The following is a 14,162-nucleotide window of genomic DNA, read 5'->3' as shown; positions in this document are numbered from 1 at the left end:
TCCTAGAAGGCCCCCATGACCGACCGTCTCCAGATCGCTTTCGTGCAGCTCAACCAGACAATGGGCGACCTTCGCGGCAACGCCGACGCGATGCTTGCCGCGCGGGCACGGCAGCCGGAAGCGGACCTCATATTCACCTGCGAACTTTCGCTCATCGGCTATCCGCCCGAAGATCTCGTGCTGAAGCCCTCTCTGGTGCGCGCGGCGGATGCCGAACTGCAGCGCATGGCGGAAGCCACGGCGGACGGCGGCCCCGCCATGCTCGTCGGCAGCGTGCTCCTGGAAGACGGCAAGCTTTATAATGCGATGGCGCTGCTCGAAGGCGGAAAGATCGCAGCATGGACGCGCAAGCACGAACTGCCGAACTACGGCGTGTTCGACGAGAAGCGCGTGTTCGCACCCGGCCCGCTGCCCGGCCCGTTGGCGTTCCGCGGCGTGCGCCTCGGCGTGCCGATCTGCGAGGACATCTGGTTCCCGGACGTTTGCGAATGCCTCGTCGAGACGGGCGCCGAAATCCTGCTCGTGCCGAACGGCAGTCCCTACGAGCTGGACAAAGACGACAAGCGGCTCGCGCTCGCCGCCATGCGCGTCGCTGAAACCGGCCTCCCGCTTGCGTATCTCAATCGCGTCGGCGGACAGGACGAGATCGTTTTCGACGGCGCCAGTTTCGTTATGAACGCGGACCGCCGCATCGCCGTGCAGCTTCCGGACTGGGAGGAGCGCACCACGCTCACCACGTGGTTCCGCACCGCTAAGGGTTGGGTGTGCGAGGAGGGGCACAAGCACCGCCTCGATCCCTACCCGGAGGACATCTACCACGCGATGCAGATCGGCCTTGCCGATTACGTGAACCGCAACCGCTTCCCCGGTGTCGTGCTCGGCCTTTCGGGCGGCATCGATTCGGCGCTGTCGGCAGCGGTCGCGGTGGATGCGCTCGGCGCTGACCGTGTGTGGTGCGTGATGATGCCGTCGCGCTTCACCTCGCAGGACAGTCTCGACGACGCGGCTGAGTGCGCGCGGATGCTCGGTTGCCGCCTCGACACAATCCCGATCGAGCCTGCCGTGGAAGCGTTCGACGCGATGCTCGCGCCGGTGTTCGAAGGCAAGGCGCGCGACATCACGGAGGAGAATATCCAGTCGCGCATTCGGGGCGTCACGCTGATGGCGCTCTCCAACAAATACGGCCACATGCTGCTCACCACCGGCAACAAGTCGGAAATGTCGGTCGGCTACGCCACGATCTACGGCGATATGGCAGGCGGCTATTCGGTGCTGAAAGACGCGTACAAGACGACCGTTTTCGCGCTTTCCCGCTGGCGCAATGCGAACCGGCCCAAATTGGCGCTCGGGCCTGACGGACCCGTGATGCCCGAACGCGTCATCACCAAGCCGCCGACCGCCGAGCTGCGCGAAAACCAGAAGGACCAGGATTCGCTCCCGCCATACGAAATCCTCGACCCGATCCTGCACGGCCTTGTGGAGGAAGAGCTGTCGGTTGCCGACATCGTTGCGCGTGGTTTTGACCGCGACACCGTCGTCCGCATCGAGCGCCTGCTCTACGTTGCCGAATACAAGCGCCGCCAGTCACCGCCGGGCGTCAAGATCGGCATCCGCAACTTCGGGCGCGATCGCCGCTATCCGATCACCAACGCTTTCCGGACCTCATGACCCTCACCACACGTTTCGCCCCGTCTCCAACGGGCTATCTTCACGTCGGCAACGTCCGCACCGCGCTTCACAACTGGCTGTTCGCGCGGAAGCACGGCGGCCGCTTTCTGCTGCGCCTCGACGATACGGATACGGAGCGTTCGCGCGCCGAATACGCCGATGCCATCCGCGCCGATCTCACCTGGCTCGGCCTCGTGCCCGATGCCGAATACCGTCAGTCCGATCGGCTCGCGCGCTACGATGAGCAGTTCGAAACGCTGGTCGCGGCCGAGCGCGTCTACCCCTGCTTCGAAACCGCCGAAGACCTTGATGTCCGCCGCAAGATCCAGCTCTCGCGCGGTCTGCCGCCCGTTTACGACCGTGCCGCGCTGAAGCTCACGGCGGAGGAGATTGCGGCTAAGCAGGCAGCAGGAGAGCGTCCGCATTGGCGCTTCCGGCTCAATACCGCCGCGCACGTGTACTGGCAGGACCTCATTCGCGGCGATTCGCACATCGATCCAGCCTCGCTCAGCGACCCCGTCGTGCGCCGCGCTGACGGCTCCTATCTCTACATGCTGCCCTCGGTGATCGACGATATCGACATGGGGGTCACGCACGTCGTCCGCGGCGAGGATCACGTCACCAATTCGGGCGTGCAGATTCAGATGTTCGAAGCGCTGGGCGCAAAGCCGCCGGCCTTCGCGCACGAGGCGCTCATCACCGGTACGGAAGGAGCGCTTTCCAAGCGGCTCGGTTCGGCGGGCATGGCGCACTTCCGCGAGGCGGGCATCGAACCGGTCGCCATCGCGGCGCTGCTCGCACGGCTCGGCACCTCCGATGCCGTTGAGCCGGTCACCAGCCTCGATCCGCTCGTTGAACATTTCGATTTCGCGCACTTCGGCCGCTCCGCTGCGCGCTTCGACGAGGCGGAGCTGCGCCAGCTCAATGCGCGCATCCTGCATCAACTCGATTACGATGACGTCGCCGATCGTCTGCCGCAGGGCATGGATGCCGCTGCATGGGCGGTCCTGCGTCCGAATCTCGAAACCGTCGCAGATGCCGCCGACTGGTGGCAGGTGATCGAAGGGCCGGTGGAACCGCTTGCCGGTGAGGAAGACTACCTCGCCCTTGCCGCCGACACGCTCGAATCGCTGCCGTGGGAGCCTGGCGTCTGGTCTGCGCTCACCGCGGCGCTCAAGGCGTCTACCGGTCGCAAGGGCAAGGACCTGTTCCTGCCGCTCCGCCGCGCGCTCACGGGCCGCGATCATGGTCCGGAAATGGCGGGGCTTGTGCTCCTGATCGGTCGTGACGGTGCGCTCGAGAGGTTACGCGCCCGTACCAACTGAGCGCCGCGCGAATGATTCGTTCGGCCGAGACGGGCTTGTTATAGTATAACACGCGGGCCGGCATGTTGTCGGTGGTGGAGCGGCGCTGCCGTTCGGCAACGCATGGGGCGCCCTCCCTTGGGATGGAGCCGTTCGATGAAGTCAGTGTTCCCGACCTCCCGTGCCCTGCGAGACAGCAGCGGCGTTCTCATCACCGCAGCCGTTCACCTCGTCCTTGGTTATGTGGCGCTCACCGCCACGGGTATCGTCAAGGTTCCGAACATCGTTCGCCCGGAGGCGCCGCTCTGGATCGAGCAAGTCGAACCCGCAAAGCCCGAAACGCCGCCGCCGCCCGCAGTGAAAGACCCGGTGGACATCACGGTTGTCGAACCCGTGTTTGTCGTGGACACGCCGCAGGCGCCGATCGTGCGGAGCGACCCGACCCCGATTCTGCCCCGCGTTCCAGACATGACCGGTTCGGTGGGGCAAACGCAGGTGCCTGAGCCTGTGCTCGTCGCGGCCAGCATCGATCCGCGTTTCCGTGATCGTTTCCAGCCCGCTTATCCGCCGGCCTCGCGCCGGGCGGGCGAAGCGGGAAGCGTCGTGGTGAGCGTGCTCGTGGGTGCGGACGGCCGGGTCGCCGATGCCGACGTGGCGCGGTCGAGCGGTTATGCGCGGCTTGATAGCGCGGCGGTCCGTCAGGCGCTCTCGGCGTGGCGCTTCCGCCCGGCGACCCGCGACGGGGTGGCGGTAGAAAGTCGTCACCAGATCACGGTGACATTCGTGCTGAACCCATAAAGGTATAACGCAGGCACTGGCGCGGGTGCGTTCGAAACCCTATCTGTGGCCCCGCATGAGCACCGCCACAATTTTCGGACGCATCCGCGCTCGCATCGCCGCTGTCGAACGGCGGCAGTGGGTCATCGGCAGCCTTTCGGTGCTGATGACCTTCATCATCATGTTCACGTTCTTGATCGAGAACCGCTTCGGCTACCTCCCGCCCGATCCGATCATCGCCTATTTCAAGAACTGGGAGGACGGACGCTCGCGTGCCGAGGCGCTCGCAGAGCAGGAGGAAGAAGAGCGGCTGATGCAGGAACAGGCGGACGCAATTGCCGCGCAGCTCGATATCAATGCCGACAAGGCTGCTGCTGACCCTGCTGCCCAGCCTGCAGCCCAGCCCGAAACCAAAGAGCCGGCAAGCGAATGAGTGAGGCGGCGCGGCTGATGGAGGCCGCCATTCGCCTCTCGCGGCGCGGCCTCGGTCGCACCGCGCCCAATCCCAATGTCGGCTGCCTTGTCGTGAAGGACGGCATCGTGATCGCGCGCGGCTGGACGCAGCCCGGCGGACGCCCTCATGCCGAAGCCGTCGCTCTGGAAGCTGCGGACGAAGCCGCGCGGGGCGCTGAACTTTATGTCAGCCTGGAGCCTTGTGCCCATGTCAGTGCGCGGGGGCCGGCCTGTGCCGATCTCATCATCGCATCGGGTGTTTCGGCCGTTCACATCGCCGTGCTCGATCCCGATCCGCGAACGGCGGGTCAGGGTGCCGCGCGCCTCAGGGATGCCGGGGTCTCGGTGTCTGTCAGCGAGGGGGAGGCTGCGGCGCGCGCGGCGATGGCGGGGTTCTTCTCCCGCATGGAACGCGGCCGTCCGCGCATCACGCTGAAGCTCGCCACGTCGATCGACGGACGCGTGTCGATGCCGGGTGGCGAAAGCCAATGGATAACGGGGCCGGAGGCGCGTGCCCATGTTCATCTGGAGCGGGCGCTTGCAGACGTGATCGTCGTCGGGCGGGGCACGCTCGAAGCTGACGATCCTTCGCTCGACGTGCGCTTGCCGGGGCTTGAAGATCGCAGCCCGCGTCCCGCCGTGCTCAGCGCGACCCTTGATGCCATTCCGGGGGCCGCGAAGTTCGCGGCGCGCGATCCGCTGTTGCTGGCGTCGGTCGACGATCTGTGCGGGCTGGCCGTGAACGATGTGTTTGTGGAGGGTGGGCCGGCCACGGCGAGTACGCTGCTGGCCGCCGATCTCGTTGATCGAATGCTTGTTTACCGCGCCCCCATCGTGCTCGGCGACGGCGCGCCCGGCGTTGGACGCCTCGGCCTCGAACGGCTGGCCGACGCGCACGGGCGCTGGCGGCTTGCCGAAACACGCACGTTCGGCAACGACCGACTCGAAGTCTACGCGCGGACGCGCTAGAGGGGGCGCCATGTTCACCGGCATCATCACCGACATCGGTACCGTCACAAAAGTCGAAGCGCGGGGCGACACGCGGCTCACCATCGCCTGCGGCTACGACATGACGGGCGTCGACATGGGCGCTTCCATTGCCTGCGCGGGCGTGTGCCTTACCGTGGTGGACAAAGGCGCGGACTGGTTCGCAGTCGATGTGTCAGCCGAAACCCTCTCCAAGACGGCTGGCGCGCGCTGGCAGCAGGGTGCGCGGCTCAATCTCGAGCGGGCGCTGAAGGTTGGCGACGAACTCGGCGGCCATATCGTCACCGGCCATGTCGATGCCGTCGGCCGCATCGAATCGATCGCGGCGGTGGGCGACAGCCACACGTTCCGCATCGCCGCACCGAAGAACGTCGCCGCGTTCATCGCACCCAAGGGCTCCGTTGCGCTCGACGGTGTGTCGTTGACCGTCAACACGGTCGAGGATACGGCGGAAGGCGTCGTGCTTTCGTTCAACCTGATTCCGCACAGTGCCGCGCACACCACGTTCGGCGGTGCGGGTGCGGGAGACGCGGTGAACATAGAAATCGACGTACTCGCCCGTTATATCGGCAGGATGCGTGACGTCGCAAGCTGAACATGTCCCTGTGATAAATGATGATTGTGATCACATCGGAGTGTGATACGCATATCGACATGAGCCAAATTCTAATCGAAACGATTCGCGGCCTTGTCTCCAAGGGGGACGTGTCGCGCTCCGGTCTCGCCCGAGCGGCGGGCCTTCACGCCAATACGCTTCGCGATATGGATTCGCCGGATTGGAACCCAACTGCCGAAACGCTCCGCAAGCTGGAGCTGTACATGGCCTCGAACAGTGATCGCCCGGCGCTCGTCCCGATCGAGGAGATCATCGAGGAGGCGCGCAACGGTCGCATGTTCATCCTTGTCGACGACGAGGATCGCGAGAACGAGGGCGACCTCATCATCCCGGCGCAGATGGCGACGCCGGATGCGATCAACTTCATGGCAACACACGGTCGCGGTCTCATTTGTCTCGCGATGACGAAGGCGCGTGTCGACCAGCTCGGCCTCGGCCTGATGAGCCGCCAGAACGGTACGCGGCACGAAACCGCCTTCACCGTCTCGATCGAGGCGCGGCAGGGCGTCACCACCGGCATTTCAGCGGCTGATCGTGCAAGAACGGTCGCGGTCGCCATCGATTCCGCGCGGGGTTCCGACGACATTGTGACGCCCGGCCACGTCTTTCCCCTCGTCGCGCGCGACGGCGGCGTGCTCGTGCGCACCGGCCACACAGAGGCCGCTGTCGATGTCGCCCGTCTCGCCGGGCTCAATCCTTCCGGCGTGATCTGCGAGATCATGAAGGACGACGGCACGATGGCGCGTATGGACGATCTTGTCCCCTTCGCGCGCCTTCACGGTCTCAAGATGGGCACGATCCGCGATCTGATCGCCTATCGCCGCCGCCACGATCACCTCGTCGAATGTGTCGCGCAGGCGCCGTTCACGTCGGACTACGGCGGGGACTGGCGGGTGCTTTCCTATCGCAACAAGATCGACGGCTCGGTCAACGTCGTTCTCCAGAAGGGCAAGATCAGCGCGGATGAGCCGACGCTGGTGCGTATGCACGGGCTTTCGATCTTCTCGGACGTCCTCGGCCAGCCCGGCCCGCGCAAGCGCATCCTGCAGCGTTCGATGGAAGAGATCGGGCGTGTCGGTTCAGGTGTCATCGTCCTGCTCACCGGCTCCGGGGCGGATAGCCTGACCCGCGAAATCTCGGGCGAACGCGGCGGCGACATGGACCTGCGCTCCTACGGCATCGGTGCGCAGATCCTCGCCGATCTCGGTATCCACGACATGATCCTGCTCACCAATGCCCATCGCAATATCGTCGCGATCGAAGGTTATGGTATCAACGTCGTCGGCGAACGGCCCATTCCCTCCAACTGAGATTACCGAAAGGCCGTTCATGGCACGTGTCCTCATCGTCGAAGCCCGTTTCTATGCGCACCTCAACGACATGCTGCTCGCGGGCACGCGTGCCGCGATCGAGGATGCGGGGCACAGCCACGAAACGATCACCGTTCCCGGTGCGCTCGAAATCCCGGGCGCCATCGCGCTCGCGGCCGAATCCGGTCGCTATGATGCGTTCGTCGGCATCGGCGTCGTCATTCGCGGCGAAACGTATCACTTCGAGATCGTGGCGGGCGAAAGCGCGCGCGGCTTGATGGCGCTCACCATGGATGGGCTCCCCGTGGGGAATGGAATCCTCACCGTCGAGAACGAGGCGCAGGCGCTCGTCCGCGCTGATCCGAAGCAGAAGGACAAGGGCGGTGAGGCCGCCAAGGCGGCGCTCACGCTCCTCGAACTCAAAGGCCGTTTCGACTGAGGCATCTTTGGTGCTTGGGTTTCGGGGGCGGCGGCTCTACATAGCGCGCCATGTCCTCCAAGACCTCCTCCCCCAAAGCGAAAACCCAAAGACCGTCCCGCGCGACAGCGCGTCTCGCCGCTGTTCAGGCGCTTTATCAGCGTGAGATGTCGGGCGACCCGATCCCGAAGCTGCTGCGGGAATTCCATGAACACCGTCTCGGCCGCACCATCGAGGATACGGCGTTTGCCCCTGCCGACGCCGACTTCTTCGACGATCTCGTTTCCGGCGTCGCCGCGCGCGAGGCGGAGATCGATGAACGCATCGCCGGCGCGCTGGCCGAAGGCTGGACGCTCGATCGGCTGGACCGGCCGATGCGGCAGATTCTGCGCTGCGGCGTCTATGAACTCGTTGCCCGTCTCGATGTGCCGCGTGCAGCCGCGATCAGCGAATATGTCGATGTCGCGAAGGCGTTTTACGAAGCGCGCGAAGCCGGGTTCGTGAACGGCCTGCTGGACCGCATCGCGAAGGACGTGCGCGAATAGCGCGCCCGCGCTACCAAGGCGAAATGCGCGAAGGCGAAATCATCGAACGGCTGCTGCGTCCGATCGCGACGCACCCCGCCGCGCGCGGACTTGCCGATGATGCAGCAGTGTGGTCCCCGCCCATGGGCCGTGAACTCGTGCTGACGCACGATGTGATCGTCGAGGGCGTCCACTATCTCGGCACGGATGATCCTTCCGATATCGCGTGGAAACTCGTGGCCGTGAACCTCTCCGATCTCGCCGCCAAGGGCGCCGAGCCCGCAGGCGTTCTCATCGGTCTCGGTCTTGCACGGCCGGATGATGCCTGGCTCGAACGTTTCGCCTCGGGTCTCGCGCGCGTGCTTGTCGAACACGGCACCGCGCTCTTTGGCGGCGACACGACCACAGGCGCGGCGTCTGCCGTTCTCGGCTGCACGGCGATCGGTCACGTGCCGCGCGGGCAATCGCTGTCGCGCACGGGCGCGCGAGCGGGCGATGATCTGTATGTCACAGGCACGATCGGGGATGCCGGGCTCGGTCTTGCGATCGCGCTCGGCGAAGCGCCGCACGACGCTGCGCTGCTCCGCCGCTACCGCCTGCCTGTCCCGCGTCTTGCAATGGGGCAGGGCCTCGCGGGCGCGGGCGCACACGCGGCGATGGATGTGTCGGACGGCCTCCTCATCGATGCCGCGCGCATGGCGAAGGTATCGGGCGTACGCATCGAAATCACGCTCGCCGACGTGCCGCTCTCGGAAGCCGCCGCTGCGCGGCTGGCGTCGGGCGACGCGGGACGCCTCGCCGCGGCGAGCGCAGGCGACGACTATGAACTGCTGATCGCAGCGCCGCCGGAAAGCCGCGCCGCACTCTTAACGCTTTCAGAAGCCGCGCGGCTTAGGCTCACGCGTGTCGGCCACGTGGAGGCTGGCGAAGGGTTTTCGGTAATCGGCGAGGGCGGTGCGCCTGTGCCGGTGTCGCGTTTGGGGTATGAGCATGGTGCGTGAAGCACGGCAGGGAGGGTGGACACTGCTGGCGGGTCTCGCCGGTGCGCTGCTCGGCGTGCTTGTTACCGCGAGCGTGCTTGGCGGCGAGAGTTTTCGTCGGCAGACAGCCGAAGCCTCGGACGTCGCTTATGTTCCCGTCGAGCGCATGACGCTGCCGGTGATGGGCGCGTCCGGTCCGCAGAGCTACGTCGTCGTCGCCTTCACGCTGGAGGTGCCGCGCACCCGCCGCGCCTGGGTTCGCGATCGGGTGCCGGAGGTGCGCCACGCGGTAAACGCAGCGGCGTGGCAGTCCGGTCTCGTTGCCGAAAGCGCCGACCGGCTCGACATCGAAGCGATGCGCGCGGCACTGCTTGTTGCGTCACGCGCTGCTCTTGGCGCGTCAAACGTTCGGCAGGTCCGCATTCTAACGGCGGTTCCTGTCTGAAATCCGCAGCTTGCCTGTTGCCATTCCATTTGCAATGCTCCGCCCCGACATAAAGTCAAACTTGGGGAAACGCGCCTGCCTGCCTGGCAAGGGCGGGTAAGGCGAGCAGCAGGGGTTCGTCCATGGACGTTGTTGTTGTCGCCATATTGTGCGGCCTCGCGGCCGTGCTCTACGGCATTGTCACCACGAAGAGCGTAACAAGCGCCTCACCGGGCAATGCCAAGATGCAGGAAATCGCGGGCGCCATTCAGGAAGGTGCGGCTGCTTATCTTGGCCGCCAGTATCGCACTATCGCTATCGTCGGTGTCGTTGTTGCGGCGCTCGTCGGCTATTTTCTGGGGCTCACCTCGGCCATCGGCTTCGTACTCGGCGCCGTGCTTTCAGGGCTCACCGGGTTCATCGGCATGAACATTTCGGTCCGCGCCAACGTGCGTACGGCGGAAGCTGCGCGTGCGGGGCTCCAGCAGGGCCTCACCATGGCGTTCCGCGCCGGTGCGGTGACGGGTCTGCTCGTGGCCGGCCTCGCGCTGCTCGCGATCGCGGGTTTCTTCTATTATCTCGTCAACATGGCGGGGCACGCGCCCGACAGCCGCCTCGTCATTGATGCGCTCGTCGCGCTCGCGTTCGGGGCCTCGCTGATCTCGATCTTCGCGCGTCTCGGCGGCGGTATCTTCACCAAGGCCGCAGACGTCGGCGCTGACCTTGTCGGCAAGGTCGAGGCGGGCATCCCTGAAGACGATCCCCGCAACCCTGCCGTGATCGCGGACAACGTTGGCGACAACGTCGGCGACTGTGCCGGCATGGCTGCCGACCTTTTCGAAACCTATGTCGTAACCGTCGGTGCCACGATGGTGCTGACCGCGCTGCTCGTCGGCGCGGCTGCGGGCGATGCGCTCTACGGTCTCATGGCCCTGCCGCTCATCATCGGCGGCGTGTGCATCATCACCTCGATCATCGGCACGTTCTTCGTTCGCCTCGGCAGTTCGCAGAACATCATGGGCGCGATGTACAAGGGGTTCGCGGTCTCCGCGATCCTCGCCATCCCCGCCCTCTGGTACGTCACCGGCATGGCGCTTGGCGGCATGGAGACGGAGATCGGCGGCCTCACCGGCCGTGCGCTCTTCTACTGCATGCTGATCGGCCTTGCCGTCACCGGCCTCATCGTCTGGATCACCGAGTATTACACGGGCACCAACTACCGCCCGGTGCAGTCCATCGCGAAGGCGTCCGAAACCGGTCACGGCACGAACGTCATCCAGGGCCTCGCCATCAGCCTTGAAGCGACGGCCATGCCCACGCTCGTCATCTGCGCGGGCATGCTCGGCAGCTTCGCGCTCGCCGGCTACATCGGCATCGCCTTCGCGGCGACGGCGATGCTGGCGCTCGCGGGCATGGTCGTGGCGCTCGACGCATACGGTCCTGTCACGGACAACGCGGGCGGCATTGCCGAAATGGCGGGTCTCGACAAGGACGTGCGCCAGCGCACGGATGCGCTCGATGCCGTCGGCAACACCACCAAGGCGGTCACCAAAGGCTACGCCATCGGTTCGGCAGGTCTCGCCGCGCTGGTGCTCTTCGGCGCCTACACGGCGGACCTCAACACCTTCTTCGGCGATGTGCAGGTCGATTTCGCCCTCTCGAACCCCTACGTCGTGGTGGGTCTGCTGCTCGGCGCTTTGCTCCCGTATCTGTTCGGTGCGATGGGCATGACCGCAGTCGGCCGTGCGGCGGGCGACGTGGTGAAGGACGTGCGCGACCAGTTCGCCACCAACAAGGGCATCATGGAGGGCACCAGCCGTCCGGACTATGCCCGCACGGTGGACCTCGTCACCAAGGCGGCGATCAAGGAGATGATCATCCCCTCGCTGCTGCCGGTGCTGGCGCCGATCGTCGTCTATTTCGTCATCACCGCGATCGCGGGTCAGGCCCAGGGCTTCGCGGCCCTCGGCGCGCTGCTCCTCGGTGTGATCGTGTCGGGTCTCTTCGTGGCGCTCTCGATGACCTCGGGCGGCGGCGCGTGGGACAACGCCAAGAAGTACATCGAGGATGGTCATCACGGCGGCAAGGGCTCGGAAGCTCACAAGGCTGCCGTCACCGGCGACACCGTGGGCGATCCGTACAAGGATACGGCGGGCCCGGCGGTGAACCCGATGATCAAGATCACCAACATCGTGGCGCTGCTCCTCCTCGCGAGCCTCGCCGCACACTGATCCGCGCGTCGGCGCGAACAAAAAGCCCCGCCGGATCGCTCCGGCGGGGTTCTTTTTTGCCCTTGGACGGGAAGGGTGGCTCTACTGGTCCCGGCTCGGGCCGGGGGCGACGGCGCCCACGGCGCCGATATTGCCGAAAATGTCCGCGAAGAAGCCCGAGTCGCGGCCATACACCGGGGTCTTGTCACCCGACGGCGCCACTTGAACGATCTGGTCGAGCGTCTGGTCGCGCGTGACAGCGGCAACGTTCCCCGCGCCATCGAAGGTGATCTTCAGCATGTCCTGCGACGTCGGCTTCGACGGCAGGAAAGCGAGCTGGCTCGTCGTGCGGGCGAGATAGTACCAGCTGTTCTCGTCCCACTTGGAAATAAAGGTCGGTCGGCCCAGCGTCTTTTCAACGGACGCGCGATTGTCCACGCCCGGCGAGATCGCGGCGATCAGTTCCTGATCGGCGAGGAAGCCCTGCCGATCGGTGATCCGCGTGCACGCACCGAGCGCGACAACGATCGCAAGCGTTCCGACAACCCGTTTCACCGACATGAACACTCCTGACCTTGGCTGAGGCCTCGCGCATTGACCTCGCGGCCCCGCCACTCAATATGCATGTTGCCGCGGCCCCGCAAGGCGGAGCCGCGCCTCTTTCAGTAGCGCGCACGGGATGAAACGGAACTGAACCATGTTGAAATGGCTGCAAAGGCGAAATGCCGGGACCGATGGAGAGGCCCGCGCGGCTGAACTTTATGACGAGATCGTCGCCGTGGCGCGCCGGCCGGACTGGTACGTCGAAGGCGGCGTGCCTGACAGCATCGATGGCCGTTTCGACATGGTCGTGCTGTCGCTGTCGCTGCTGCTCTTCCGGCTTGAGCAGGATGCGGAGGATGCGCGCGCGCGGGCGCTCTCCAGCCTGCTTGTCGAGCGCTTCGCGGCGGACATGGACGGCAGCTTCCGCGAGATCGGCATCGGCGACATGGTAATCGGCAAGCACATGGGCCGCGCGATGCAGGCGCTCGGCGGTCGGCTTGGCAGCTACCGTGAGGCGCTTGCGGCGGATGCCGATCCCGCCTTGCTGGGTGCGGCGCTCGCCCGCAACGTGATGCGCGTCGAGGATGCCGCGCCGGACTGGCTCACCGCGCGCGTGCGCGAGGAATGGGCGCGCTGCACGGCCCGACCGCTTTCGGAGATTTTGGGATGAGCGAATTCATGAGGCCGCTCGGGCTTGATGAGATCGGAGGGGGCATTGAACGCCGTATCGCGGCGAACCCCGAAGAAAGGGCGGCGCTCGCCGCGCGGTTCGACGTTCGTGCACTGGATCGGCTGGAGGCGGTGTTGACCGCTGCGCCAGCGCCCGGCGGCGTGCGGGTGACGGGCCGGGTCGAGGGCGATGCCGTGCAGGCCTGCGTCACCTCGGGCGAGGACGTTCCGGCGCGGATCGATGAGCCTGTCGAGCTGTTGTTCCTCCAGAACCTCGGGCCGGACGGCGAAGAGATCGAGCTTCACGAAGGGGACTGCGACGTGCTGCCCCTCGAGGGGCGAAGCATAGATCTCGGCGAGGTAGCGGCGCAGACCTTCGGCCTCGCACTCGATCCCTATCCGCACGCGGCTCCCGAAGTGCTTGCCGCCGCGCGGCGGCGTCTGCTCAGCGAGGAGGAAGCGGCGGCACGCGAGGCTGCGGAAAAGGCGCAGGCAAACCCGTTTGCGGCGTTGAAACGCAACAGCTGAAAAGGGAGTGCAAGGCCGGGAAGTTTTGGCTGCCCGGCCTTGCTTGAGATCAGAGACTGGGAACTCTGGTGTGGGCGAGAGCCGTTGCCCACAACGCCTTCATTGCAAGCCGCGTGCCAGCAAGGGCCGTCCACCCTTTCATCAAACGGCGCCAACCCCTTGTATAGTTAATGAAAAGGGCGCCCGAATGGACGCCCTTTCAAACTGTAAACGGTGCCGACAGCTCAGCGATCAGAACGGCACGTCGTCGTCGAGATCATCATCGAAGCTCGGCCGGCTGCCCTGGCGTGATCCGCCGCCGCCGCCACCACCGAAGCCGCCGCCCGATCCGCCACCGGATCCGCCGCCGCCATAATTGCCGCCACCGCCGCCACCGCCGCCTTCGCCGCGACCGTCGAGGAGAGTCAGTTCACCGCGGAAGCGCTGCAGCACCACCTCAGTCGTGTAGCGGTCCTGCCCGGACTGGTCCTGCCACTTGCGGGTCTGGAGCTGGCCTTCGACGTAAACCTTGCTGCCTTTGCGCAGATACTGCTCTGCAATGCGCGCGAGGTTTTCGTTGAAGATCACGACATTGTGCCACTCGGTCTTCTCGCGGCGCTCGCCGCTCGCCTTGTCCGTCCAGTTCTCGGAGGTGGCGATACGCATGTTAACGACCTTGCCGCCGCTGCCCATCGTGCGCGTTTCCGGGTCTGCGCCGAGATTGCCGATCAGAATGACCTTGTTGACGCTGCCCGCCATGCTTTTCCCTTGT

16 protein-coding genes are annotated in these 14,162 nt (G+C 65.7%); 14 read left to right on the top strand and 2 right to left on the bottom strand.

Features of this window, described 5'->3' with window-relative positions; all coding sequences use genetic code 11:
- Positions 1 to 15 precede the first annotated feature (15 nt).
- The 12 genes from DFR51_RS13075 (at position 16) to DFR51_RS13020 (ending at position 11,692) form a co-directional block, all read left to right on the top strand.
- Positions 16 to 1,668 carry an NAD+ synthase gene (locus DFR51_RS13075; protein ID WP_121051899.1) on the top strand — a complete coding sequence of 551 codons (1,653 nt, stop codon included), beginning with the start codon at positions 16 to 18 and terminating at the stop codon, positions 1,666 to 1,668.
- Entirely contained in the window at positions 1,665 to 2,993 is a 1,329-nt protein-coding gene (gene gltX, locus DFR51_RS13070; protein WP_121051897.1) for a glutamate--tRNA ligase, read from the top strand. Before DFR51_RS13075 ends, gltX begins: the two co-directional genes overlap by 4 nt.
- A gap of 135 nt (positions 2,994 to 3,128) precedes the next feature.
- Positions 3,129 to 3,770: an energy transducer TonB gene (locus tag DFR51_RS13065; RefSeq protein ID WP_160119281.1), complete on the top strand. Its 642-nt coding sequence runs from the start codon at positions 3,129 to 3,131 to the stop codon at positions 3,768 to 3,770.
- A gap of 55 nt (positions 3,771 to 3,825) precedes the next feature.
- Positions 3,826 to 4,182, top strand: coding sequence for a hypothetical protein (locus DFR51_RS13060; protein ID WP_121051893.1), 357 nt, complete (start codon positions 3,826 to 3,828; stop codon positions 4,180 to 4,182).
- Positions 4,179 to 5,171, top strand: a complete 993-nt coding sequence (ribD, locus tag DFR51_RS13055) for a bifunctional diaminohydroxyphosphoribosylaminopyrimidine deaminase/5-amino-6-(5-phosphoribosylamino)uracil reductase RibD (RefSeq protein ID WP_121051891.1) — start codon at positions 4,179 to 4,181, stop codon at positions 5,169 to 5,171. The genes DFR51_RS13060 and ribD overlap by 4 nt, the downstream gene beginning before the upstream one ends.
- Positions 5,172 to 5,181: 10 nt before the next feature.
- Positions 5,182 to 5,784, top strand: a complete 603-nt coding sequence (locus tag DFR51_RS13050; RefSeq protein ID WP_121051889.1) for a riboflavin synthase — start codon at positions 5,182 to 5,184, stop codon at positions 5,782 to 5,784.
- A gap of 59 nt (positions 5,785 to 5,843) precedes the next feature.
- Positions 5,844 to 7,115 (top strand): 3,4-dihydroxy-2-butanone-4-phosphate synthase, encoded by a 1,272-nt coding sequence (gene ribB / locus DFR51_RS13045; protein ID WP_121052488.1) that lies wholly within the window; start codon positions 5,844 to 5,846, stop codon positions 7,113 to 7,115.
- 19 nt (positions 7,116 to 7,134) lie between these two features.
- Positions 7,135 to 7,554: a 6,7-dimethyl-8-ribityllumazine synthase gene (gene ribH / locus DFR51_RS13040; RefSeq protein WP_121051887.1), complete on the top strand. Its 420-nt coding sequence runs from the start codon at positions 7,135 to 7,137 to the stop codon at positions 7,552 to 7,554.
- A gap of 50 nt (positions 7,555 to 7,604) precedes the next feature.
- The gene (gene nusB / locus DFR51_RS13035) at positions 7,605 to 8,078 is read left to right on the top strand and encodes a transcription antitermination factor NusB (RefSeq protein ID WP_121051885.1); all 474 of its coding nucleotides are present in this window, start codon (positions 7,605 to 7,607) and stop codon (positions 8,076 to 8,078) included.
- Between the two features lie 23 nt (positions 8,079 to 8,101).
- Complete coding sequence (gene thiL / locus DFR51_RS13030) at positions 8,102 to 9,058, top strand: thiamine-phosphate kinase (protein WP_121051883.1); 957 nt, start codon at positions 8,102 to 8,104, stop codon at positions 9,056 to 9,058.
- A complete protein-coding gene (locus DFR51_RS13025) occupies positions 9,048 to 9,482 on the top strand; it encodes a hypothetical protein (protein ID WP_121051881.1) in 435 nt (144 codons plus the stop codon). The genes thiL and DFR51_RS13025 overlap by 11 nt, the downstream gene beginning before the upstream one ends.
- A 122-nt stretch (positions 9,483 to 9,604) precedes the next feature.
- Complete coding sequence (locus tag DFR51_RS13020; RefSeq protein WP_121051879.1) at positions 9,605 to 11,692, top strand: sodium-translocating pyrophosphatase; 2,088 nt, start codon at positions 9,605 to 9,607, stop codon at positions 11,690 to 11,692.
- An 81-nt stretch (positions 11,693 to 11,773) separates the two neighbouring features.
- On the opposite strand, the gene DFR51_RS13015 is transcribed toward DFR51_RS13020, so the two are convergent.
- Positions 11,774 to 12,232, bottom strand: a complete 459-nt coding sequence (locus DFR51_RS13015) for an outer membrane protein assembly factor BamE (RefSeq protein ID WP_121051877.1) — start codon at positions 12,230 to 12,232, stop codon at positions 11,774 to 11,776.
- Between the two features lie 136 nt (positions 12,233 to 12,368).
- Here DFR51_RS13015 and DFR51_RS13010 point away from each other — a divergent pair, with 136 nt between their 5' ends.
- Together DFR51_RS13010 and DFR51_RS13005 are read left to right on the top strand one after the other, a co-directional pair.
- Positions 12,369 to 12,884, top strand: coding sequence for a ubiquinol-cytochrome C chaperone family protein (locus DFR51_RS13010; RefSeq protein ID WP_121051875.1), 516 nt, complete (start codon positions 12,369 to 12,371; stop codon positions 12,882 to 12,884).
- Positions 12,881 to 13,411: a YceD family protein gene (locus DFR51_RS13005; RefSeq protein ID WP_160119280.1), complete on the top strand. Its 531-nt coding sequence runs from the start codon at positions 12,881 to 12,883 to the stop codon at positions 13,409 to 13,411. Before DFR51_RS13010 ends, DFR51_RS13005 begins: the two co-directional genes overlap by 4 nt.
- A gap of 231 nt (positions 13,412 to 13,642) precedes the next feature.
- Here the strand turns inward: DFR51_RS13005 and ssb are convergent, their stop codons facing one another.
- On the bottom strand, positions 13,643 to 14,149 hold the full coding sequence (ssb, locus tag DFR51_RS13000; protein ID WP_121051871.1) for a single-stranded DNA-binding protein: 507 nt from the start codon (positions 14,147 to 14,149) through the stop codon (positions 13,643 to 13,645).
- Positions 14,150 to 14,162 lie beyond the last annotated feature (13 nt).

Source organism: Sphingosinicella microcystinivorans, from assembly GCF_003634215.1.
Taxonomy (GTDB): Bacteria; Pseudomonadota; Alphaproteobacteria; order Sphingomonadales; family Sphingomonadaceae; genus Sphingosinicella; species Sphingosinicella microcystinivorans.
This window is presented reverse-complemented; position numbering and strand designations above follow the sequence as displayed.

Excerpts from the sequence above, each read along its gene's own strand:
- nusB (WP_121051885.1), top strand. The coding sequence starts at position 7,605 with ATGTCCTCCAAGACCTCCTCCCCCAAAGCGAAAACCCAAAGACCGTCC.
- DFR51_RS13005 (WP_160119280.1), top strand. The coding sequence starts at position 12,881 with ATGAGCGAATTCATGAGGCCGCTCGGGCTTGATGAGATCGGAGGGGGC.
- ssb (WP_121051871.1), bottom strand. The coding sequence starts at position 14,149 with ATGGCGGGCAGCGTCAACAAGGTCATTCTGATCGGCAATCTCGGCGCA.
- ribH (WP_121051887.1), top strand. The coding sequence starts at position 7,135 with ATGGCACGTGTCCTCATCGTCGAAGCCCGTTTCTATGCGCACCTCAAC.
- DFR51_RS13020 (WP_121051879.1), top strand. The coding sequence starts at position 9,605 with ATGGACGTTGTTGTTGTCGCCATATTGTGCGGCCTCGCGGCCGTGCTC.
- ribD (WP_121051891.1), top strand. The coding sequence starts at position 4,179 with ATGAGTGAGGCGGCGCGGCTGATGGAGGCCGCCATTCGCCTCTCGCGG.
- DFR51_RS13025 (WP_121051881.1), top strand. The coding sequence starts at position 9,048 with ATGGTGCGTGAAGCACGGCAGGGAGGGTGGACACTGCTGGCGGGTCTC.
- DFR51_RS13015 (WP_121051877.1), bottom strand. The coding sequence starts at position 12,232 with ATGTCGGTGAAACGGGTTGTCGGAACGCTTGCGATCGTTGTCGCGCTC.
- thiL (WP_121051883.1), top strand. The coding sequence starts at position 8,102 with ATGCGCGAAGGCGAAATCATCGAACGGCTGCTGCGTCCGATCGCGACG.
- DFR51_RS13075 (WP_121051899.1), top strand. The coding sequence starts at position 16 with ATGACCGACCGTCTCCAGATCGCTTTCGTGCAGCTCAACCAGACAATG.
- DFR51_RS13050 (WP_121051889.1), top strand. The coding sequence starts at position 5,182 with ATGTTCACCGGCATCATCACCGACATCGGTACCGTCACAAAAGTCGAA.
- ribB (WP_121052488.1), top strand. The coding sequence starts at position 5,844 with ATGAGCCAAATTCTAATCGAAACGATTCGCGGCCTTGTCTCCAAGGGG.
- DFR51_RS13010 (WP_121051875.1), top strand. The coding sequence starts at position 12,369 with ATGTTGAAATGGCTGCAAAGGCGAAATGCCGGGACCGATGGAGAGGCC.
- gltX (WP_121051897.1), top strand. The coding sequence starts at position 1,665 with ATGACCCTCACCACACGTTTCGCCCCGTCTCCAACGGGCTATCTTCAC.
- DFR51_RS13060 (WP_121051893.1), top strand. The coding sequence starts at position 3,826 with ATGAGCACCGCCACAATTTTCGGACGCATCCGCGCTCGCATCGCCGCT.
- DFR51_RS13065 (WP_160119281.1), top strand. The coding sequence starts at position 3,129 with ATGAAGTCAGTGTTCCCGACCTCCCGTGCCCTGCGAGACAGCAGCGGC.